At 61.0% G+C, this 21,720-nt stretch carries 18 protein-coding genes; 7 read left to right on the forward strand and 11 right to left on the reverse strand.

Going from position 1 to position 21,720, the window contains the following annotated elements:
* Positions 1-107: 107 nt before the first annotated feature.
* The 6 genes from FYC77_RS18525 to FYC77_RS18550 all read right to left on the reverse strand — a co-directional run bounded on the left by FYC77_RS18525 (position 108) and on the right by FYC77_RS18550 (position 6,184).
* Positions 108-965, reverse strand: coding sequence for a hypothetical protein (locus FYC77_RS18525; RefSeq protein ID WP_149082984.1), 858 nt, complete (start codon positions 963-965; stop codon positions 108-110).
* A 69-nt stretch (positions 966-1,034) separates the two neighbouring features.
* Positions 1,035-2,216 (reverse strand): bifunctional sugar-1-phosphate nucleotidylyltransferase/acetyltransferase, encoded by a 1,182-nt coding sequence (glmU, locus tag FYC77_RS18530; protein WP_149082985.1) that lies wholly within the window; start codon positions 2,214-2,216, stop codon positions 1,035-1,037.
* Positions 2,217-2,577: 361 nt separating this feature from the next.
* Positions 2,578-3,585, reverse strand: coding sequence for an AAA family ATPase (locus tag FYC77_RS18535; protein ID WP_149082986.1), 1,008 nt, complete (start codon positions 3,583-3,585; stop codon positions 2,578-2,580).
* Positions 3,582-4,691, reverse strand: a complete 1,110-nt coding sequence (locus FYC77_RS18540; RefSeq protein WP_149082987.1) for a DUF4350 domain-containing protein — start codon at positions 4,689-4,691, stop codon at positions 3,582-3,584. Before FYC77_RS18540 ends, FYC77_RS18535 begins: the two co-directional genes overlap by 4 nt.
* Positions 4,692-4,734: 43 nt before the next feature.
* Positions 4,735-5,016: a hypothetical protein gene (locus tag FYC77_RS18545; protein WP_149082988.1), complete on the reverse strand. Its 282-nt coding sequence runs from the start codon at positions 5,014-5,016 to the stop codon at positions 4,735-4,737.
* Positions 5,017-5,056: 40 nt separating this feature from the next.
* Positions 5,057-6,184 carry a hypothetical protein gene (locus FYC77_RS18550; RefSeq protein ID WP_149082989.1) on the reverse strand — a complete coding sequence of 376 codons (1,128 nt, stop codon included), beginning with the start codon at positions 6,182-6,184 and terminating at the stop codon, positions 5,057-5,059.
* 234 nt (positions 6,185-6,418) lie between these two features.
* Here FYC77_RS18550 and FYC77_RS18555 point away from each other — a divergent pair, with 234 nt between their 5' ends.
* Positions 6,419-7,891, forward strand: a complete 1,473-nt coding sequence (locus tag FYC77_RS18555; protein ID WP_149082990.1) for a PGF-CTERM sorting domain-containing protein — start codon at positions 6,419-6,421, stop codon at positions 7,889-7,891.
* 201 nt (positions 7,892-8,092) lie between these two features.
* Here the strand turns inward: FYC77_RS18555 and FYC77_RS18560 are convergent, their stop codons facing one another.
* Genes FYC77_RS18560 through FYC77_RS18575 form a run of 4 tightly spaced genes read right to left on the reverse strand, consistent with a single transcriptional unit; the run spans position 8,093 to position 12,501 of the window.
* A complete protein-coding gene (locus tag FYC77_RS18560; RefSeq protein ID WP_149083001.1) occupies positions 8,093-9,322 on the reverse strand; it encodes an ABC transporter permease in 1,230 nt (409 codons plus the stop codon).
* Between the two features lie 5 nt (positions 9,323-9,327).
* Positions 9,328-10,530 carry an ABC transporter permease gene (locus tag FYC77_RS18565; RefSeq protein ID WP_149082991.1) on the reverse strand — a complete coding sequence of 401 codons (1,203 nt, stop codon included), beginning with the start codon at positions 10,528-10,530 and terminating at the stop codon, positions 9,328-9,330.
* Positions 10,527-11,282 carry an ABC transporter ATP-binding protein gene (locus FYC77_RS18570; protein ID WP_149082992.1) on the reverse strand — a complete coding sequence of 252 codons (756 nt, stop codon included), beginning with the start codon at positions 11,280-11,282 and terminating at the stop codon, positions 10,527-10,529. Before FYC77_RS18570 ends, FYC77_RS18565 begins: the two co-directional genes overlap by 4 nt.
* A gap of 58 nt (positions 11,283-11,340) precedes the next feature.
* Positions 11,341-12,501, reverse strand: a complete 1,161-nt coding sequence (locus FYC77_RS18575) for a DUF1616 domain-containing protein (protein ID WP_149082993.1) — start codon at positions 12,499-12,501, stop codon at positions 11,341-11,343.
* A 177-nt stretch (positions 12,502-12,678) separates the two neighbouring features.
* On the opposite strand from FYC77_RS18575, the gene FYC77_RS18580 reads away from it, so the two are divergent.
* Positions 12,679-12,978: a HalOD1 output domain-containing protein gene (locus FYC77_RS18580; RefSeq protein WP_149082994.1), complete on the forward strand. Its 300-nt coding sequence runs from the start codon at positions 12,679-12,681 to the stop codon at positions 12,976-12,978.
* Between the two features lie 80 nt (positions 12,979-13,058).
* On the opposite strand, the gene FYC77_RS18585 is transcribed toward FYC77_RS18580, so the two are convergent.
* A complete protein-coding gene (locus FYC77_RS18585) occupies positions 13,059-15,194 on the reverse strand; it encodes a hypothetical protein (RefSeq protein ID WP_149082995.1) in 2,136 nt (711 codons plus the stop codon).
* Positions 15,195-15,295: 101 nt separating this feature from the next.
* Between FYC77_RS18585 and FYC77_RS18590 the strand changes: the two genes are divergently transcribed.
* The 5 genes from FYC77_RS18590 (at position 15,296) to glmS (ending at position 21,448) form a co-directional block, all read left to right on the forward strand.
* The gene (locus FYC77_RS18590; protein WP_149082996.1) at positions 15,296-16,810 is read left to right on the forward strand and encodes a DUF58 domain-containing protein; all 1,515 of its coding nucleotides are present in this window, start codon (positions 15,296-15,298) and stop codon (positions 16,808-16,810) included.
* Positions 16,803-17,354 carry a hypothetical protein gene (locus FYC77_RS18595; RefSeq protein WP_149082997.1) on the forward strand — a complete coding sequence of 184 codons (552 nt, stop codon included), beginning with the start codon at positions 16,803-16,805 and terminating at the stop codon, positions 17,352-17,354. The genes FYC77_RS18590 and FYC77_RS18595 overlap by 8 nt, the downstream gene beginning before the upstream one ends.
* Positions 17,351-18,259 carry a hypothetical protein gene (locus tag FYC77_RS18600; protein WP_149082998.1) on the forward strand — a complete coding sequence of 303 codons (909 nt, stop codon included), beginning with the start codon at positions 17,351-17,353 and terminating at the stop codon, positions 18,257-18,259. The genes FYC77_RS18595 and FYC77_RS18600 overlap by 4 nt, the downstream gene beginning before the upstream one ends.
* A gap of 214 nt (positions 18,260-18,473) precedes the next feature.
* Complete coding sequence (locus tag FYC77_RS18605) at positions 18,474-19,649, forward strand: sugar phosphate nucleotidyltransferase (protein WP_149082999.1); 1,176 nt, start codon at positions 18,474-18,476, stop codon at positions 19,647-19,649.
* A complete protein-coding gene (gene glmS, locus FYC77_RS18610) occupies positions 19,649-21,448 on the forward strand; it encodes a glutamine--fructose-6-phosphate transaminase (isomerizing) (RefSeq protein ID WP_149083000.1) in 1,800 nt (599 codons plus the stop codon). Before FYC77_RS18605 ends, glmS begins: the two co-directional genes overlap by 1 nt.
* The last annotated feature ends 272 nt before the right edge of the window (positions 21,449-21,720 follow it).

Below are 21,720 nucleotides of genomic sequence, written 5' to 3' on the forward strand. Positions count from 1 at the left end.
AGCCAAAACAGCCATCACAATGGAGGTGTCAACTGAAGCTACCAGAGGCGAACTCTAGACGACTTTGGGACGGGACCAATGGTTTGCGCCTGTTCTTAGTAGACCCCTTATCTGAACGACCGCAGATGCGTCGAACCCGACGTCTCGTCGATCCCGAGCGGTCTCTCCGATCCGGAACGAACGCCCTCTCGAACCATCGCGTACACCGCACCGAACACGGTCCCGTACGCGACGAGCGCGACGAGGCTCCCCCCGTGGAGCAACGGTGGAGCAACGCTTTCGACGCCGATGGCCCCGAGCCACAGCGGGGCCAGACACACGACGCCGACGAGCCAGCACAGACCGCCGGTGAGAACGGCCCAAGCCGCTGCCGTCGTCGGCTCGAGGCGTCGATCGCGTCCGTAAATCTCCAGGCCGATCGTGTATACGAGCCCGAGCCCGCCGCCGATGGGAACGAGCAGGAGGCCGCCGACGAGGAGGCTCTCACTGCCGACGAGTGTGCTGACGGCACCGAATGCCTGTTGTACGCTGACGATCACCCCCAGGACGACCGTCGCGTACGCTGTTGCGAGCAGGCTCGAGCCGGCCGTGACGATCGCTCGAGTCGACCGCCACCATTGGCCGGTGGCGCGCACCCGTGGCGTCACCCAGAGGGCGATTACGGCGACGATGAACGCCGCGATCGAGCCGAATACGCTCGCGGTGTAGCGGGCGCGGACGATGGGCCGATCCAGCGTGTAGTGAAGCGCGAACAGGTCCATCCAGGCCGTGTTGTGCACTGCGTACAGTTCGGCCTGGAAGACGGGCGTGATGTGGTGGACGTCCGGGAGCAGCCCCCAGACGCCACCGAGTGGGATCAACCAGACGGCGTGTTCCCGGCCGAGATCGTATCGGATTGCGATTGGGACGAACGCGAACACGAGGAGGGTCGCACCGACGAGAAAATGTGTGATCGCGGGGGCCATGGTTCGATCTCAGCCCGAACGGACATAAAATCGGCTGTCCGGCCCAGAACCGACCGGCGAGCACCGGCGTTACCGATCGCGCTCGAGCGTCTCGCCGGGGTGTGTCGTCTCCCCGGAGCTCAACGTAACGCCTGGAAGCAGGCTAGTGTTGATGCCGGTACTGACGTCGTCGCCGACGACGACGCCGAACTTTCGTCGCCCGGTCGACACGCGGTCGCCCTTGACGGTCACCGCGACGTCGTCGTCGTCGTGGCGCAGGTTTGCGACCACCGTTCCAGCGCCGAAGTTCACGTTCCGTCCGAGGACGCTGTCGCCGACGTACGAGAGGTGAGAGACGGCCGTCTCACGGCGGATGACGCTGTTTTTCACCTCGACCCCGTTGCCGACGGAGACGTTTCGGCCGAGCAGCGTCGCCCCGCGAACGTACGCGTTTGGCCCGACCGTTGCGCCCGAGCGAACCAGAATCGGTCCCTCGAGTACGGCACCAGCGTTCACCGTGGCACCGTCCTCGACGACGACGGGGCCGTCGACCGTCGCCAGCTCGTGGACGTCGCCATCGAGGCGACGGTCGAGTTCGGTGAGTTTCCACTCGTTGGCCTCGAGCAGTTCCCAGGGGCGACCGACGTCCATCCAGCGGTCGATCGATACCGGCCGAACGGCGAACTCCGTGATAACTCGATCGAGGACGTCGGTCAGTTCGCGTTCGCTGCGGTCGCTCGCCGGCACCTCGAGCCAGTCGCGAGCTGGAGCCGGAAACGCGTACGCGCCGGCGTTTGCAAGATTCGTCGGCGGGTCAGATGGCTTTTCGACGATGTCGGTGACCGTCCCGTCGGCCGTGCTGAGCACGCCGTAGTTGCGTGGATCGTCGACCTCGATTGCACAGACGGCCGGACAGCGGTCGAACAGCCGCTCGATCGCGGCCGGCTCGTACACGTTGTCCCCGTTGAGTACTGCAAAGGGGCCCTCGAGATGGTCGCGTGCGGCTGCGACGGCATCCGCCGTTCCGATCTGTTCGGATTGCACGCTGTAGGTAACGGGCACCCCACGGTAGGACGACCCGAAGTACTCTCGGATCGTTTCACCTTTGTATCCGATGACGAGGATGATCTCGTCCGCACCCGCGTCGATCGCTGCGTCGACGGTGTGTGCAACGAGCGGTCTATCCGCGACCGGGAGCATCGGCTTCGGAACGCCCCGGGAGAGTGGTCGCATTCGCGTCCCTTCACCGGCGGCGAGGACAACAGTTTGCATGATACGTCCACTTTGTGGGAGTTGCCGTTTATGTATTTGTGCTCGACCGACGGTGAGATCGATCGCTCGAGTCGATCACTCCCTGGAGTTGCCTCCGGTGATTGTTGATACGTACACGCCTGAAATTTCGCCTAATAAAACATATTGGTGGAAATTAGTTTTATAATATAAGACAAATTTAACCGAGTACTCCTGTAAACATATTCGCTCTTGATGGTGAGGATACTGCTCTCGGCGAAACGACGTTTCGACTCTACGAGTGACTGCCACGATCGAGCGACCAGCACAGCCGCTGCTGGTCGGTGATCGGTATCAGGAACGACGATAGAGCAGATCTGCAGACGAAACGACGAGACGAACGTTAGGAAACTGAGGCAGAGTCCGTCCGTGGCTGGACGTCGGGGACGTCGACCGATTCGATGACGTCGGCGACGACGTCCGCCGGTCGAACGTCGGAGATGTCCGCCTCCGTATTCAGTACGAGACGGTGGACGAGGACGGACCGGGCGAGTTTTTTGACGTCATCCGGAATCACGTAATTTCGCCCGTTGATTGCGGCACGTGCTTTCGCCCCGTGGAGAAACGTGAGGCTTGCCCGCGGCGACGCACCGTGTGCGACGTCCGGGTGTATCCGAGTTCGTGAGACGAGATCAAGGATGTATTGCTTGACCGGCTCTGCCACGAAGACGGCGTAAATTCGTTGGCGTGCGTTGATCAGCACGGCGGGGTCGACGACCTGATCGATGGCGGACGGTCCGAGATCCGGCTCCGAATCGAATCGGTCGAGCAACTCCGCTTCGACCTCCCGGTCCGGAAGGTCGACGGTGAGTTTGAACTGGAAGCGATCACGCTGTGCTTCGGGTAACTCGAAGACGCCGTCCATTTCGATCGGGTTCTGCGTCGCGATCACCATGAACGGATCCGGCAACTCGAGGGTCGTCCCTTCGATCGTGACGTGGTTTTCCGCCATCGCCTCGAGGAGTGCGCTCTGTGTCTTCGGTGTCGCACGGTTGATCTCGTCGGCGACGATGAGATTGGTGAAGATCGGTCCGCGTCGCAACTCGAACTCACCGGTGTGTTCGCGGTAGACGTGCGTGCCGACGATGTCTGCGGGCAACACGTCCGGGGTCATCTGGATGCGGCGATAGTCGAGGCCGCTTGCCCGCGCGAAGAGATTGGCCATCGTCGTTTTCGCAACGCCGGGGACGCCCTCGAGGAGAAGATGACTCCCTGTGAGAACGGCGATCGTCAGCTGCTCGATCGCGTCGTCGTTGCCGATAAGCACCTGACCCACCGTTGTATCGATTCGCTCGTAGATCTCCTGGGGGGTGGGGACGTCGTCTCCGGGGTCCCGATTCGTCCGGGTCATTCGTCGCCGTCTTTCGACCGTGATCGGTTAAACGCTGCTATCAACTTGTGGGCGCGCTCGTCGTTTAGCTCTGGGTGCCGATTCCGGAGGGTAGCAGCCAGCTCTTCGTCGCTACGTTCTCGTGTCTCGGGTCGCGAGTCATCCCTTCGAGACGAAAGATACCGTCGACTTACAGCCCGAATACCGCGTGCCCTCGCGCTCGAGGCGATGGCAATGGTCACGACCGTAAAGAGCCCGAGAGAACCGTGTGCAAGCGGCGAGTGACGCACCGTCTCGCGGACGGCGATCAGCGGTGGAACCATCCCGGTGTGTGAACTATCGAGTAGCACGTACTCACGATCTGTATAGAGATTCGAGACGAACTCACTGTTATCGGACGTCTCGTACATCGCGTTGATCGCGATACTCGGATCACTGACGACGACGACCTCGCCGTCGGAGACGGACTCGACCGTCGCCACCGGATAGCTCGTCAGATTCGAATCGCTATCGAGTTCCGCGGACGGTGAGGCTGCGAGGTACGCGTAGTCGCTCGTCGAGACGATCGGCGTCGCCGTCTCCGATTCGACGACAGCAGCGTGGTTGAGCGTCAGTCGGTCGACGTCGCTCGTATACCCGTGTTCACCGGTCGGTGAGACCACCGGCATCGCGGGGCCGTTGTCGTAGTGTCGATCGTCTAAGACGACGCCCGCTTCGATACGCGCGTCACTGCCGATCGCCGAGAGAAGCGGGTTTACCGTCTCCCGGTTGTCGAGGACGATGAGAGTGCCACCGTGGTCGAGAAACGTCTCGATTGCGTCGATACTCTCGTCGTCGTACTCCTCATCAGGTGCGATGATGAACGCGACGCTCTCGTTTGCCGTGTCAGTTGGATAGTCGACCGCCTCCTCGAGTAAGAGTAACTCGGTGTCGGGATCGTCCTCGATCGCACCCCGGAACTCGGACGTTCCGTCCCACGAGGGGTTAAATAAGCCAAACGCCGCCCCCGACGTACTGACGGCGACGAACAGCGTCACCAGCAACACCCCGACGAGAGCGACGAGGAGAACGGTCGGCCACTCCAGATCGCGTCCGGTTTTCCGTCCCAGCCAGTTGCGGACGCTCATCGGCTCTCACCCAGCCGTCGCCCGCGTACCTCCGAGCACCGGCTCACCAGGGGAGCACCTCCGGTGGGAGGATCTCGAGGATACGCCGGACGACGATGACTCCGAAGCCGACGAGCCCCAGGGCGATCAGCCACCGCAACCGTCGTCTCCACGCGGGTGTGACGTTGGCCGGTGCGGTCAGTTCGGTCACGATCAGTATTCCGATCAGCGAGAGGACGAAAAACAGTTCGTAGGAGAGCGAATCGAGCACGACGAGCAAAAACGCGGTCGCCACCATCCACGCGAACTGGCCGTAAATGAACTGTTGGCGACGACGTGTCGGCATTGGGTATCCTAGGTGAGAGAACCACTGTAAATCTCTCGGGCTACGTCCGAAACCTGGTGAACAGTGCGACCGCGGTGAGACCGACCAGTATCAGCGACGGACCGGACAGCGGAATCGAGTCCGAACTCGAGTCGTCGTCTCCCTCGTCGTCCGGGTTGGGTTGGACGACGGTCTCCGACTCCTGGTCGTCGTCTTCGTCGGACGAGCTACCGTCCGTTTCGGTGGTCTCATCGTCGCTCGTCCCATCGCTGTCGTCGTCAGTGTGTGTGCTGTCGTCTCCCTGCTCCTCGCCGTCTGATTCACCGTCTGCGTCGTCGGACTCATCGGATTGATCGTCTGAGTCCGGTTCGTCGTCGCCGGCATCCGGCTCGTCGGTCTGATCGTCCGACCCGTCGTCGCCGTCACCGGGTGGTGGCCCGTCACCGTTCTCGGGAGGCTGGTCGTCGGTAGACTCGGTAATCGTCACCGTCCCGTCGTCACTGACACCTAACAGCTCGTGTTCACCGATTAGATCGACTTCTTCTGTCCCCTGTGCCACCGCGTAGACGCTGTACTCCGTGTCGACGTCGAGTTCCGAGGTGGATATCGTCGCCGAGTAGACGTCACCGGAGTCGTGTGTTGCGTCCGTGTGAACGACGGTGTCGTCGTTCCAGACGGCAACCTGTACGGTTCCGAGTTCCGCCTGACTTGCATCCTGGCTTACCGTGACGTCGATGTCGATCTCCTCATCGGCGTCGGCCGTACTGGGATGGCTAGTCTCGAGGTCGTACGCGGAGACGACGACGGGGTACACGTCCTCGTAATCGACACCTGGAGCGTCGATCGCGACGACGTACGAACCGGGCTCGACCGACGACGTCTCGAACGTCATCTGTGATTCTAGATCGTGGGTCGCGACGAGATCACCGTCTGCGTTGAGCAGTTCGACGGTTCGGTCCGTTCCGGTCCCGGTGACGTGTATGGGATCGCCCTGGTCGACGATTCCGACCGACGAAATTTCGTACGTGCGCTCACCGGGGGAGACGGTCTGTTCGGGCGTCTCGACCGAGTCTGCCATCGAAAGGCTGTACCCGCCGGCGAATGCCACCGACGAGACGCCGACGATACCCCCTACTACGACTACGACGACCACGAACGCGGCGAAGTAGGATGGCGAGGATTCGTCCATACTGCGGTACTGAGTCGCTGGGTATATTACAGGTATGGTTTCGATACTCTCTCATCGAAACGAGTGTAAACGGGGGTACCGAGCCCCTGATTGTCAACAGAAATAGTGGAACGAACTCGTCCACGAGTTATTTTCTGTCACCTCCCTGTTGTACCGACCGCCACCACATTTGTGTGAAAGTTATTATATTTGCAAGTAGAAAGAAATAACTAACAAGAAGATAGTGATGCGAGCATGTCTAAACTAGCTGTCACAGTCGGCATGGTGCTGATCATGCTACTGGCACCACTGGCGGGTGTTGCGGGTGCGGCACCGACACCGGCACAGGAACAGGTGTCCACTGACGAACAGGAACTCTCCGTCGACCAGCAGACTCCGTTTACGCTGCAGGCGGACTACGAGAGTGCGGACGGAGCCACTGTCGTCGATAATCAGGACATTTTGATCGACGTTAACTTCGGAAGCGCAAACTCCCTCGAGCGCGACTCCATCGGGGTGTTCACGGCGGGAGAAGCGGTTCCACTCACCTTCGATGAGGCCATGGCGAACACTGACGAGGACGACGACCTCGAGTTGTTCATCGGCCAGACCAGCTCGGAGGGGACCTCTTTCGACCAGGGTGAACTGCTGGGTCTGTTCGATACGCCGACCGAGTCACTCAACGAGAACGTCGAGTTCGAGGATAGCTGGTCGCTCGAGGACAGCAACGAGGTCTCGTACACGGATGCAGAGACGGGACAGTACGTCGCGGTCGTGATCGGAACGGACGCTGCCGAGGACGTCACCCTCTCCGATGGCGATCTGGTTCTCCCGTCCGACGGCGGAACCCTCCACGGAGTTGAAACGTTTGCCGTCCAAGATGGCACCTCCTCTCTCGCTGGTACTACAACGACCGCACCTGGTGACGACGTCGAGGTTGTCGCCGATACGGACATCGTTGCGACTGACGTCCACCACGCCGTGGTTCTGTACGACGGCGACACGTTCAGCGACCAGAGTACTGTCATCGGCGTTGATTCGACCGATATGGACGATATCTCCGTCGACGATCTCTCGATCGAGACGTCGATCGAGGAGGTCTACGGCGTGACCAGCGTCGACGACGACTTCGATCTCTTCGGGAACGCTCCCGGTGAGCGACACGCTGCCGGGACGACTTCGTTCGAGGAACTCTTTGCACTTGCCGCCGGTGAGCAAGACGAACTCGACGACGTCGAATTCGAGGCAGACGGCGTGACTCTCCAGGCGTCGGCAACTGGACTGGTCGGCGACAGTGATCATCAGGATATCACCGTCGGAACGCCTGAGGACTGGGACGAGGGCGAATACCAGTGGGTCCACATCGCCGTCGACGACGATGGAACGCAACTCGAGACGAACACGGGAACGATCTCGATTCAAGAACGGACGTCCACAGGCAGTAGCGGTGGTACCGGCGGCGGTGCTCCGGCTGCGCCATCGGACGACGATGACGCTCCGACCGACGACGATGACCCAGTCGAAGACGATGACACCCCGACCGACGACGACCCAGTCGATGACGATGACGCCCCGACTGAGGACGACGACCCCGTCGAAGACGATGACGCTCCGACCGACGACGACGAACCCGTCGAAGACGATGACACCGTCCCTGGATTCGGTGTGACTACGGCGCTGGTTGCGTTGCTCTCGATCGCGTTGCTCACGATTCGCCGGATGGCGTAGGCACCGAGCCAGCGTCGACCTGCGTCACTTTCTTCGGGAGTACAGTCCCTCAACCGTCGACGTGAGACGGAGTCTCGCTCTAACGTAGTCGGCCCCGGACGACGTTGACTGGCCCGTCTCAGACGGGTTTCTGTCCCGATTGACCGGCGCGCCCGCCGGCCGGGTCGCAGGTATACGGGACCTGACTGACAGTAAACCGTCTCAAAGATGTTCGAGCGGCGGCGTCCGACTGATTCGCCAGCCGGCGATCGCCGCTGCAATCGTCCCGATCACGACCGCGATCGCAACCGATCCACCGACGATTCGAGGCTCGAACTGCACCAGTCCGTCGAAGCCAACCACTGCGGTCGTCAACCGATTCAGGAGGGCGACGCCAGCTGGTGTGAGCACCCCGCCCAGAACCCCACCGATCACACCGATTGCCAACCCCTGCCCGATGACGGTGAGAATCAGGAGACTCGAGGAGATCCCCTGTGCCTTGAGCACTGCGAACGCCTGTCGCTGCTGGTAGATGATGAGTCCGAGGAGGTTGACCGTCAACGCGATTCCTGTCCCGACCGCGAGTACCACCAGGGTAAACCCAGCGGCGAGTACCAGGACCTGTTCTTCTAACACCGCATCGAGTTGTTCTTGATTCGAGCGAATCTCGTACTCCGGATACTGTGCTTGCAGTTCACGCTGGACGACCTCGCTATCTGCGTCGTCTTCGAGCGTGATCGTGATGAACGTCGCGGGCTCGGTCTGGGTCGATCCGGTTACCTGATGGAGTTCGCTCAGTGGCATCACCACGGTCGGTGTCCCGAGCATCTGTCCGAACGTCGGTGAGATACCGACCACGGTCATCTCGTTTTCCCTCGCAGCGGCGTGGGAGCCGCCGACGTAGACCGTATCACCGACTTCGACATCGAGGCTCCGTGCCGTCTCCTGATCGATCAGTACGTCGTTCGTCCGTTCGCCGTCGTACGTCCCGCCAGCGTAGTATGGATCGCCGTCGAGGGACTCTCCTTCGATCACCTGAACGCTCGAGCCGCCCCCGGGCGTGCCGCTGCCGACGAACGTCTGGAACTCGTCTCGATCCTCGGTCGTGACGTAGACCGTTTCGAACGCGAGCGGGACCGCGTTCCGGACGCCCTCCTGTTGTGAGACGGCGGCGGAGACGTTGCGTGAATCGTACAACGTGTTCTCGAAGCCACCGCCGCCCGTCGGTGTCAGTCGCGTCTCGCCTGCCGTCATCCACAGGTCCCGATCCGCAGCGTCGAACTGTTGTCCACCCGTCTCGAGGACACCCACGCCGGTTCCAGCGAGGAGCGTCATCGCCAGGACCGCCAGACAGATCCCGATAATTGCGAGACCGAGCCGAAGCTTTTGATGGCGAAGTTGGCTGAGTGTGATCCCTCCCGCGACCCTGATACGTACGCCCCATCGTCGGATCCGACTCACGACGGCACACCCCCGGTCACGCGACGTGTAAGAACCAGAAGATACGGCAGCGAGACGACGCCGATGACGAGAGCGACGAGGACGCCGTAGGCGACGAACAGCGGATGGGAGACGGCGATCGGCTCGGTCGTCAGCGTCTCCATCGCGACGGTATTCGTGAGCCAGATCAAGCCGAGCCCGCCGATCGACCCGACGAGACCGCCGAGACCGGTCAGTATCATCGTCTGTACCCCGGTGAGCACCAGCTGACTTCGCGTCGTAACACCGATCGCAGACATCGTGGCCAGTTGGGTTCGATCCGCGACGATCTCGAGACCGGCCGTGGTCAACACGAAGAGGGTTCCGATGACGAGTGACACGACGAAGGCGGCGAGCGCGAGCGCGAGCGAAATGTCCGAGTCGGCGATCTCCGCCGCAGTCATCTCACCGCGTGTGTGGACGTTCGACTCCGGATACAGCCCCTCGAGGTCGGACTGGACCTCGGGTGTGGTCGTTCCAACGACGAACTGATCCGCCTGATCGTACTCGTCGGCCCCGGTCAGTTCCTGGAGTTCGCTCAGTTGGACGAGCGCAATCGGAACCCCACCCGCGCCCATGTTCCCGGCGTCGGTGTGCTCGACGGTGAACTCCTCGTTTGCGATCGTTATCCGTTCACCGGGCGGACTCTCGAGTAACTCCGCGCCGCTTTGTGAGAGAACGGCCTCTCCCGTCCGTTCTCCCCCGTCGTAGTAGGGATCGTCGGCCGAGAGGCCGGTCGTCGAGATCCCGGCGACTTGATCGAGTCCGTCCGAGTTGACCACACCGACGACGAGGACAAACTCGGACGCATCGCCGTGTTCGGCCCGTAACACCTCGGCTAACACCGGTGAGGCAAACGTGACGTCGTCGTGATCTCGAATTCGATCGTTCGCTTCGTGAACGGAACCGAACTGGGGCTGGTCGGTCGCGACCAGTAGCGAACGATCGCCGTCCGTTTCGGGGACGATCCAGTAATCGACGTCGTCGTCGTAGACGGTCGTACTCGTCGCCAGTCCGACCCCGATTCCGGTCACGACGACCAGCAGGGCGATCGTTACTGCAACGCCGAGAACGGTAAACTGAATGCGCTGTTGATCCGTATCGGTCGCCCGTGAGAGCGTCCGACGGACGCTTACGGTGACCAGCCCGCTCCAGCGGGTGAGACGGGTTCGAAGACTCATTCGTCGCCCTGTTCGACGATCGTTCCGTCGTGTAACCGCACGATCCGGTCGGCGATTGCAAGTGTTTCACGGTCGTGGGAGGCGAGCACGACGGTTCGTTCCGTTGCGACACGTCTGAACTCCGCGAGGATCTGTTCTCCGGTTTCGGTGTCGAGTTCGCCCGTCGGTTCGTCAGCGACGACGAGCGCTGGATCGGTGACAAGGGCCCGGGCGATCGCGACCCGTTGTTGCTCACCGCCGCTGAGTTCTCCGGGTTTGTGACCAAGTCGGTCGCCGAGGCCGACCCGATCGAGCATCTCCGTTGCCCGTTCCCGGCGTTTTCGTCTCCCGACACCCAGTTCGACCAGCGGGAGCGCAACGTTCGCTCGAGCCGATAACGAATCTACGAGGTGAAACCGCTGGAACACGATCCCGATCTCCTCGAGGCGGAGTCTGGTTCGCCTTCGCGTCGAGTACGACGCGATATCCGTCTGCTGGAACTGTACTGATCCCTCCGTCGGTACCTCGAGTCCGGCGAGCAGGTGCAAGAGCGTCGATTTTCCGCTGCCGCTTGGCCCGGCGAGGCCAACGATCTCGCCGGGTTGAATCGTAAGTGAGACGTCGGACACCGCCTCGACCGTCGGCGGCTCCGACCGTCCGAGTAATCGACCGAATCGACCCGGTCCGGATCCCCGTGTGTAGACCTTCGTAACGTTGGTGGCGGCGACGATTGGAGGATGCGTCGTGCGGTGGTCGGGCGCGGGGATCGCCATGTGGGTGACAAGGACTCTCGAGACAGGTAACTGTCTCGATTTGTCAAGGTCGAGGGGGCTACGTTTCTTCGACGTCGACCCAGAGGTGAACGGTGTACTCGGTGTCGTCCATCGACGGCTCCTCGGGAACGTCCTCGGGGAACAACAGCCACACGATACGCGTATCGTCGCCGGTGATCGTCGGTTCGAACTCGTGGCTGTGATGCCAGGATTCGTTGTGCTCGAGACGCGTCTCGAATCGATCGAGTTCGTTCTGTTCGGTAACGACCGTCTCGTTTACCGGTGGGTCACTCGAGTCGGTGGCCGTCTCGTTCGGTACGATTTCGACGTCTTGCTCGACAACGACCAGCGTGTACTCGACGGTACGGTGTTCGTTGTTGTCGACACCGACGACGATCTCTGCCGACTCGCCCGCTCCAACCGCTGTTGGATACCCGTCAGCGACGAGGTCGCCGTCGTCGTCTTCGGTCAGGATGTACACCGCGGAGAACTGTTCGCCCTGCGGGGGAACGACGGCTGCGAACGTTACGCTGCCGACTGCCAGCAGAATCGAGAGCACGAGCAAAACGTTCAGCAGGCCGTCTGCTCGAGACTCGGGCTCGAGCATCTCCGATCGTCCCGTCTCGTACCACTCCCGGTAGGGGACGGAAAACCGGTCCTCCGGTGGCACTTGCCAGCGCCGTATCGTCGCGATGGCCGCCGCGAGAAGCGTAAATCCCGTCGTTGCGATCATGATGGGGACGAGTCGGATGCCCCACGGAGTGAAATTGAGCGCGAGACCGATCAGCGGAACGATCGCGATACTCAGGCCGAACGAAAGCGCAACGCGCTCGATGCCGTCGATACCCTCCCGACTGTCCATCTCGCCTGCGACGAACGAACTCGTCTCCTCGCTTGTCGTCGAGCGATCGTCGCCCCACGTCGATTCCGATCCCCACTCCCCGGTCGTTCCGTCGTCGGTCCCCTCCGTTTTCTCCGGGTCGGCCACGCCTGCCGGTGACTCACCCGCCTCGGGAAACAGGGCAGCGACGAACACGTAGCCGGGAACGAAGAGGACGAACACGAGTCCGACGAACACCCGAAGCGGCGTCTCGCGAACGACCGGGGCAAACACACTGACGTTGACCGCGAGTGTCGCTATAACGACGGCCGCCAGATCCGCCGGAAGAGCCCGAATCGGTGCCGGAAGAAGCAACCAGAGAGACCGTCGATCGACCATTCACCTACTGTTGGAACCGGCGGTATCAAAAGTCGGTCGATGTGTCGGACACTGGTAATTGTTACACTCGACATGTGAAATTATTATGACAGTAAATCGATGCAACCAGGTATGGATTATGTTTGACTGACTGATTAGTCACCTATCGAATACTATTCGGAAAAATTTTAATGATAAATGGATAGGCTCTTCCCCGCGACTTATTCGGCAGGAGACCCACGTTCGAACGTCGTGGAAAACGGAACGTCCCACAGAATCGACGATGACGAAACACCTGTGCAAGTCGTCGTAGACGCTGTCGCCACTGCCGAAAACCAGGACGCAACGAGCCTGTCTCCTATTTATAATGTTGTTGCCAGCGACGCCCTCAATCGACTGCTTGCCGATAACCAGGGAGACGTGGAGGTGTCGTTCACCTACCACGGATACCAGGTGGCTGCATCGTCCGCCGAGGTCGTGTTGAAACCGGTCGAATAACGCGCATCCAACTCGTACAGAGTGCTGTCGGTCGTTTTCAGTGGATCCGCGTCCTGGAGGCGAACCCACTGAGACAGCAATTACTCGTCGGTTGGTTCCGCCGGTGTCCGTCCCCCGCTGACCGAACTGTCCGTCGAGCAAAGCTGTTTGGCCGTTCGGAGGACGGCTTCAGCGTCGTCCTGCGAGACTGGATCTGCAGTGAACACCGCTCGTTCGTAGGCTATCGTCACGGTCAGCAACGGCGTCGCGTCGGTGACGTTCGCTCGGTACCGGTGATAGAACTCCCGGTGGGTCAACATCGAAACCTGGTCGGTCTCGAGGACCGATTGCTGAGCGTCTCTGACCGCTGCATAACAGCTCCGAACGGCAGCGTCGGTCCGGCCGTCGGTGAGGTGGCGTTTCGCACTCTCGAGTGGCGAATCGGCGGCCCGCTGGGTACTCGTCGTCGACTCCTCGACTGGCGAGACCGGCGGCCGCTCGTCCGACCCGTGTTGCCGGTCGGTTTCGTCCGAGTCGTGCCGATAGACCCACCACACGAGACCGACCAGCAGACCGACGATAACGCCACCGACGGCGACGGCAACGGGGATCGACAGGACACTCGATCCGCCCCCTCCCCCGGTTGGAGCCGAAACCGGAGAGACTGTAGCGTCATCCTGCGCCCGCTCCAGGTTACTGCCGTCGCCTTCGTACGTCGCGACCACCGTAACCGGCTCTGCCGGGTCGGACGGCGACACCGTGGTTTCGATCGTGCCGTCTTCGTCAGTGGTCACCGTTCCATCGGTGACGCTGTCCACCTCGAGGTCGATCGCCTCTCCTTCGATTCCGGAGCCATCGGCGGTGGTGAACGTTCCGTCGATCCGAACGGTGGATTCGTCCGTCCATTCGGCGTCGACCTCGAGTTCGGTTGGGGTCGCCTCGATCGTGATAGGGCGATCCGCCGATGCTGCCATCAGTGCACGATCGTCGGGGTCGAACGAAACGCTCAGCGACCGCTCCCCGACGGGAACGGTTCCAGGAACGGCGACCGTTTCGGTGAACGAACCGTTCTCGACGGTCGTCGTCCCGAGCGTTCGTTCACCGGCTCTCAGCGTGAGTGGGAGATCATCGACCGACTGATTCGCTGCTGTCGCCGTTCCCGAGACTCTGACTGTCTCGCCGTATGCTGCCACCGGCGTATGCTCGTGGATGTCGACGTCGAGTGCCGTCTGCTCGAGCGAGACGGGAACCGATTCGGTCGTCCCGAGATACGCGGTCTCGGTGTCTGGCGTATACTGAATCGAAATGGAGTCCGTGGAAACTGGCTCGGTTGTCGGTCGGTACACGAGAGTGAACGTTCCGTCCTCGGCCGTCTGGACGTCGACGGATTGATCGAGTCCCGAAATGTGTCGATCGTCGAACGGCGGATCCGAGCTGTCGGCCGACCGGAGTTCGCCCTGAATCTGGAGTGGGTTTTCGAACGACGCCGTCTCAGCCGCTGACTCGAGTACAAGCTCCGTCTCGACGAACTGTTCCGATCGGACGACCGCTTGCGCTTCCTCGATAGCCGCGCGCGTTGCGTTGATCGACTCGATCATCTCCGTGTAGTCGGAGCCGGTCTCGTCGGTGAGTAACTCGTACTGTTCGACGAGAGTCGTGCTCGTCTCCTCGATGTCCTGGCTCAACGACTCCAGTTCACGGGCACGCTCGCGGGCTCGCTCGTCGTCGCCCTCCTCGCGTGCCGTTTCGTACTCGGTTTTCGTCTCGTCGTACTCTTTGGTGAGCGAGGTGAGAGACTCCTGTTCGTCCCCGGCCGTTTGATACACACTCTGCCGTTCCGAATCGGAATCGTCGTCGTCGGATGTGCTGTCACCGGTTCCGTCGGTTTCACCGGCAACCTCGACGTATTGCTCGACCCGATCGTCGTACTCGTCGTCGAGATACTCACTGGCCAGTTCGTACTCTTCTTGCTCGAGTGCGATAGTACTGTCTCGTAGCCGGTCGTCGAGATTGTCCGTAAGCCAGTCTTCGACCGCGTCGTCGTCGGCGGAGGCAGTGTACTCGTCCGGGTTCTCGTGTCGCGGTGTTTCGTTCTCGGGAAGAGTGTCGGTCTGGGTCACGACGGCGCTGTCGATACTCGCGTTACTCACCGCCGGAACTGCGCCCGCAAAGCCGACTAGAAGAAGAACGGAAACGACTGAAACGACGACGATTCCCCGACCAACGACGACGTTCACAGTTACTGATGTGGGAGTCGAACCAAAAAACTGTCTGCTTGCCCCGGACCTCGAGCAGACCAACCAATACCTTCAACACGATACCGTGACTCCTCTGGGATATGCGCCCGACGCGCCAACTGTGGGGAATTGGGTTGCTCACGCTGTCTACCGCAGCCCTCGCGGTCGTGTTCTCCCATCCCCTGATGCTCGGCGCGACGGCACTGCTTGGCACCTGGATACTGGCTCACCAGTACCGATTTTATCGAGACCTGGATCGAATGCGTCGAACGCTGTCGGTCGAACAAACGCCGGACAGAACGGGCCTTCGAACCGGCGAGACGACAACCGTTACCGTTCGCACGACGCTCGAGCCGTCCCCACTTTCGCTTACGGTCGTTCCCGGACTTCCGACTGCAACGGTAGCGCAGTCGGAATCACGGTCGACCACACTCGAAGTCGACCCGGGATCGACAGGTGGATCGACGACGATCCCACTCGAGTGTCCCGTTGCGGGTCGGCATCAGTTCGACCAGGCGACGGTACTCGCCACCGACGGCTGGTTTCGAGAAGAACTCGACATCGGACCGACACCGACGCTTACGGTCGACGCGCGGGCCCCTCGAGAGGTTCACGTCGGCTCCGGAGGAGATCCCGTCTCCGTGGTTCAGGGGCAACACACTACCAGCCACTCCGGGTCAGGGTTGACACCTGCGGAGTTGCGCGAGTACGTCCCCGGCGACAACATCGATCGGATCGACTGGAAGGCGACTGCCCGCCTCGCGACGGTCCATATCCGAGAGTACGAACCGGAGACGGACCAGCCGACGACGATCGTCGTCGACCACCGAGCCGCCCTCGATGCAGGCCCCGATGGCGAGACGAAACTCGACTACGTGCGTGACGTTGCACTTTCGATGGTCGTCAGCGCTCGTCGTCTCGGGGACCCGGTCGGGCTACTCGCCGTTGGAAACGACGGTATCACGGAACGGATGGACCACGCGACCGAACCGGCACAGTATCGTCGGATCCGTCAGTACCTCTTCGACCTCGAGCCGACACTCGGATCACGTTCGGGAAACGGAACACGGAACAGCACGTCGGGACCCTCTCGACAGCCAGCACACACGCCGGGTGTCGGACAGAACGACATCGCTCCAACCACGGCTCGCGTCGCGCTTCGGGAACTCGAGTCCGGTGGCCACAGTGCGTTTTCCCGTACGCTCGGGCCGTTTTACCGTCACCGCCAAACGTATCGCACCGACATTGAATCGGAACCGTTGCGAGGCGCTATTCGAACTGTGGTACGGAGACGGAACCGTCGCGCGTTGATGGTGCTCTGTACCGACGACTCGGATCGCGTTGCCCTCACAGAGGCCGTACACGTTGCGCGGACGGGCGGCTCCCGCGTCCTCGTTTTGATCACGCCATCGGTACTGTTCGACGCCGAATCTCCGGCGGCGCTCGAGGAGTCGTTCGATCGATACGTTGCGTTCGAGGAGTTCCGACGGAAACTCGATCGACTCGAAGGGGTCACCGCGCTGGAGGTCGGGCCGCGAGAGCAACTGGCGACCGTACTCGCCACAGACCACAGTCGGTCGTCGGTCTCTCCGTCACGAGGTGTTTCCGATGGATAATCACTCACTGGTAGCTGATCTTCCTATCGAAACGGCAGAGTACCGCTGGGTAGAGATCGGTGCCCTTCTCGGGCTGTCCCTCTGTTTCTGGCTCGCGTTCGGCGCAGTGGGAGTCGTCGCTGGAGTACTGACGGCCGGCGTCTGGTCGCTGTTTGGCGTCCCATATGCAGTCGCAGTCGGTCACGTCGCTCTGGTTTCGTCGCTTGCAGCGACCGGAGTCGGGACGATGACGCTTGCCGTCTGGGGTGTCGAGGTCGGGTTTGGTGGACTGGTTCTGGGAAGCGTCGCCCGTCGGCCAGCACCGGTCACTCTCACCGTCGTCACTGCCGCCAGTACACTCGCGCTGGCCGGTCTCGTCTGGGCGGTACAGTCCCGGTCGGTCACAGTCGCTGCTGGCGTGACCGTCGTCGTCATCGCGCTTGCGTGTTACAGCGTTCATCGCTACCAACTCGTTGCACTCGGATTGGTCTCCGAGACCGAGAACAGCCCGCGGTCTGAAACGGACTACGACGAGTCGGTATCATCACCTCGAGAGAACCCATGAGTACCGAGACACACTCCGCTGAACCAGCGGCTGACGATGCGACGCGCGATTCGACACGAACGGACGACGCTGTGTCCGCCTCGCCACGGACCGGCGACGTCGATACACGGGCACGTGTAACGCTACTCGAAGCCGAAAACCGTCGACTTCGCGAGGAGTATGCGCGAGCAAAACGATCGTCGTACCGAAAAACGGCGTTCGCACTGGTCGTGGTCGGCTGTGTCGCCGTCGGTGGCGGTATCCTCTTCGAACCCGTTCGTGAGGTCCTGATCGTCCTCGGTGCGACGGGGCTGTTCGGTGGGATACTCACGTACTACCTCACCCCGGGACAGTTCGTCGCCGCGGATATCGGCGAACGAATCTACTCGACCTACGCGAGAAACGCCAGTGCAATCGCCACCGAACTCGGCGTTCAGGATGACCGACTGTACGTCCCTGTCGAGGGCGAACGTGTACAGTTGTATCTTCCAGCACACACCTCGAACGATCAGGATGTTCCACGCGACGTTCCAACACCGTTGTCGATGCCGTTCGTCCTCGAGGAGCAACGCCGCGGCGTGACGTTCACACCGAACGGTTTACTCCTCCTCGAGGAGTTCGAACGCGGCCTCCGCGGCGATCTCGGGTCCCATCCGCGGACGATTGCAACGCAGCTGTCTGATGGGGTCGTCGAACAACTGGAACTTGCGTCCAGCGCCGATCCGGATGTCGACGCAGCCGATGGGCGAGTAACGGTCGCGATTTCGGGAGCCGCTATTACATCACTCGATCGGTTCGATCACCCGATCCCCTCGTTTCTGGCGACCGGGTTCGCCGCTGGACTCGAGCGTCCGGTACGAGTCGAGGTGCGTGCCGGTGGCGAACGCAGCGACTGGCTGGTCACGCTCCGATTCCGGTCGGAGTGACCCCCGGCTAAGCCAACCATCGCAGCGCAATCGATCGCGCGGTGTTGGTAGGCTGAAACACAATCCAGTTAATATTATTACCGAGAATCGTCTTCTTCCGACACATTCATAAGATATAATAGAGACTTAACACATATGTAATTAAAGGACTTTGCGCAGGGAAATATGTTTGTTATCCTATAGTTGTAAGTGTCTGTAGTTTCACCAGAGTAGTATGGATTCAGTTTCCGCCGTCGTCCTTGCGGGTGGGGAAGGAAGACGGTTGCGCCCACTCACACACAACCGGCCGAAGCCGCTCCTTCCAGCCGCGACGACGCCGATTCTCGAGCACGTGTTCGACCAGCTCCTCGAGGCTGGGGTCTCGGATATCACGGTCGTCGTCGGATACGGAAAACACCGTGTTCAGTCCTATTTCGGGCCGACGTACCGAGGTGTTCCCCTGACGTACGTCACACAGGACCAACAACTCGGGAGCGGGCATGCACTCTTGATGGCGGAACCGGAAATCGACGGGACGACTCTCGTCGTTAACGGAGACCAACTCGTCGAGAGCGAGATTATGTGTGACGTCCTCGATGCCCACACCGATCAGGCGGCGACACTGGGGCTCCTCAGTCGCCCGGATACGTCGGAATATGGTGGGGTTATCGTCGAGGATGGAGCCGTCACCGAGATCGTTGAAAACCCCGAAGACGATCGGGATTACCGATTTAACGCTGGTGTCTACGTATTCGAGCCACGGATCTTCGAGGCGATTCGATCAGTTACGCCGCGTACCGGAGAGCAATCACTTCCGGCCGGAATCGCCGGCCTCCTCGAGTCGGATGCGACGGTCAATGGAGTCGTAACCGACGGGCTGTGGGTGGATGCAACGTATCCGTGGGATCTTCTCACTGTCTCGTTCGATCTCTTCGAAAGCGATCTCGTCGAGGACGACCAGTGTATTGCGTCGACGGCGACCGTCCACGAAACCGCGGTCGTCCGCGAGCCAACGGTCGTCGCGCCTGACTGTGAAATCGGGCCCGGTGCGATCGTCGGACCGTACGTCTGTCTCGGTGAAAACGTGACTGTCGGCTCGAACGCTGTCGTCGAACACAGCGTCGTCGATATGGACACTCGAATTGGCGCGTCGGCGACCGTCGTCGATTGCGTGACCGGGGTCGGCGTCGAAATCGGGAACGGAACGACGATCCCTGGCGGACCGGGTGACGTCCGCGTCGAGGACCGCGTGTTCGAAGACGAACAGCTCGGGGCGTTGCTCGCAGATCACGTCCACGATCAGGGTGGGTGTACGTACGTACCCGGCACGATCGTCGGCTCCGATTCGTCCGTCTCTGCCGGCGCAACTGTCCGTGGTGCACTCCCTGAAGGCACGGAGGTACGATCGTAATGTGTGGAATCATCGGATACACGGGGACGACCCAGAACGTCGGTGACGTCCTTCTGACTGGCCTCTCGGGTCTCGAATATCGCGGCTACGATTCTGCCGGTCTCGCAGTCTCGAACGGATCCCTCTCAGTTCACAAACGTGAAGGCGACGTGTCGGGGCTCGAGACCGCCCTGTCCGACAGATCTCTCTCGGGGAACGCTGGGATCGGACACACACGCTGGAGCACGCATGGACCGCCGTCGGATACGAACGCACATCCCCACACGGACTGTGATGGAACAGTCGCTGTCGTTCACAACGGTATTATCGAGAACTATCAGTCGCTCCGAACCGAACTCGAGGAAGAGGGTCATACGCTCGAGAGCGAAACGGATACGGAAGTCATTCCACACCTGATCGAACGAGCACTCACAACGGGTGCCGGCCACGACGAGGCGTTCCGTCGGGCGATCGATCGACTCGAGGGGAGTTACGCTGTTGCGGCTGTTTTCACGGGCGATGAGGCGGTGTACGCTACACGAAATGAGTCACCGCTAGTACTGGGCGTTGGTTCCGATGGCTACTATCTCGCGAGCGACGTTCCAGCGTTCATCGAGTACACCGATAACGTCGTCTACCTCGCAGATGGCGAGTTCGTACGGATCAATCCCTCGGGGTTCGTCGTCACCGACGAACAGGGTGTCATCGTCGACACGGCAGTCGAAACGGTCGATTGGGACCCTGAAGACGCTGGAAAGAGCGGCCACGAGCATTACATGCTCAAGGAGATCTACGAACAACCAACGGCCATCAGAAAGTGTCTTCGTGAACGCGTTTCCGAGATGGAGGAATCGATCACCGTCGAAGAACTCTCCGACCTCGGCACGCTCGAGCGCGACGGGCCAGTTCAGTTCGTCGCCTGTGGGACGTCGTTTCACGCCGCACTGTATGGTGCACGATTACTGCGAGAACAGGGCATCCACGCCCAGTGTTTCCGGGCGAGTGAGTACGCTGCGGAATCGGTCCCGATACACAGCGGAACCGTTGTTATCGGAGTAACGCAAAGCGGTGAGACGGCGGATACGATGAGCGCACTGCGGACGGCGAACAAAGCCGGCGCGTCGACAGTCACAGTAACGAACGTCGTTGGTAGCTCCGCGGCTCGAGAGTGTGATCACGTGATGTACATCCGTGCTGGCCCGGAAATCGGTGTCGCGGCGACGAAGACGTTTGCCAGTCAACAAGTCGCACTCACCCTCCTCACCAGCGCGCTTACAGGGTCGGCGTCACTGGACACGATCAAACGACTCCGTACACTCCCGGATCAACTCCAGCGGGTTCTCGACGAGTCCACTGCACGCGAGATCGCGATGGAGTACGTCGATGCTGACTCGTACTTTTTCATCGGACGTGGATACAACGCACCCGTCGCGTTAGAAGGTGCGCTGAAGATGAAAGAGATCACCTACAAACATGCGGAGGGATTTGCGGGGGGTGAGCTAAAACACGGTCCGCTCGCTCTCGTGACCGAAGCGAGCCCGGTGTTCGCGATGGCGACCGGCGAAAACCACGTCGAAAAGATGCTCGGCAACATCAACGAGGTTGAGGCCCGTGGCGCACCGGTCGTTGCCGTCACGGATTCGCCCGCAACGCTCTCTCAGTATGCGGATCACGTTCTCGAGGTTCCGGATGCCGGACCGAGATTGACTTCCGTTCTGGCAAACGTACAACTCCAGTTGGTTTCGTACTGGGTTGCAAACGAACTGGGTCGATCGATCGACAAGCCCCGCCATCTGGCCAAGAGCGTAACTGTCGAGTAACCTCGAGCGGCGTTGGCGAGGCGATTCAGATCTCGTCACCACACCGGAGATCAGGTTCGGGAGATATCCTCATAGTAGTTCAACTGTCGGGAGCGCTCGAGGGTTGGCTGGCCCAACCATCGATGGCTTGGAAAACGTTCCGTCGTGGTGAGCTTTGTGAATCGTCGCTCCATCAATACCATAGCTGAGAGAACTGTTGACATCCTCCCCGCCCTGAACAGTAGACGCCGAACCTAATTTGCGACGTCGCTGGTAGGGTGGCTATGGTCGAG

The organism is Natrialba swarupiae (assembly GCF_008245225.1).
GTDB lineage: Archaea > Halobacteriota > Halobacteria > Halobacteriales > Natrialbaceae > Natrarchaeobius > Natrarchaeobius swarupiae.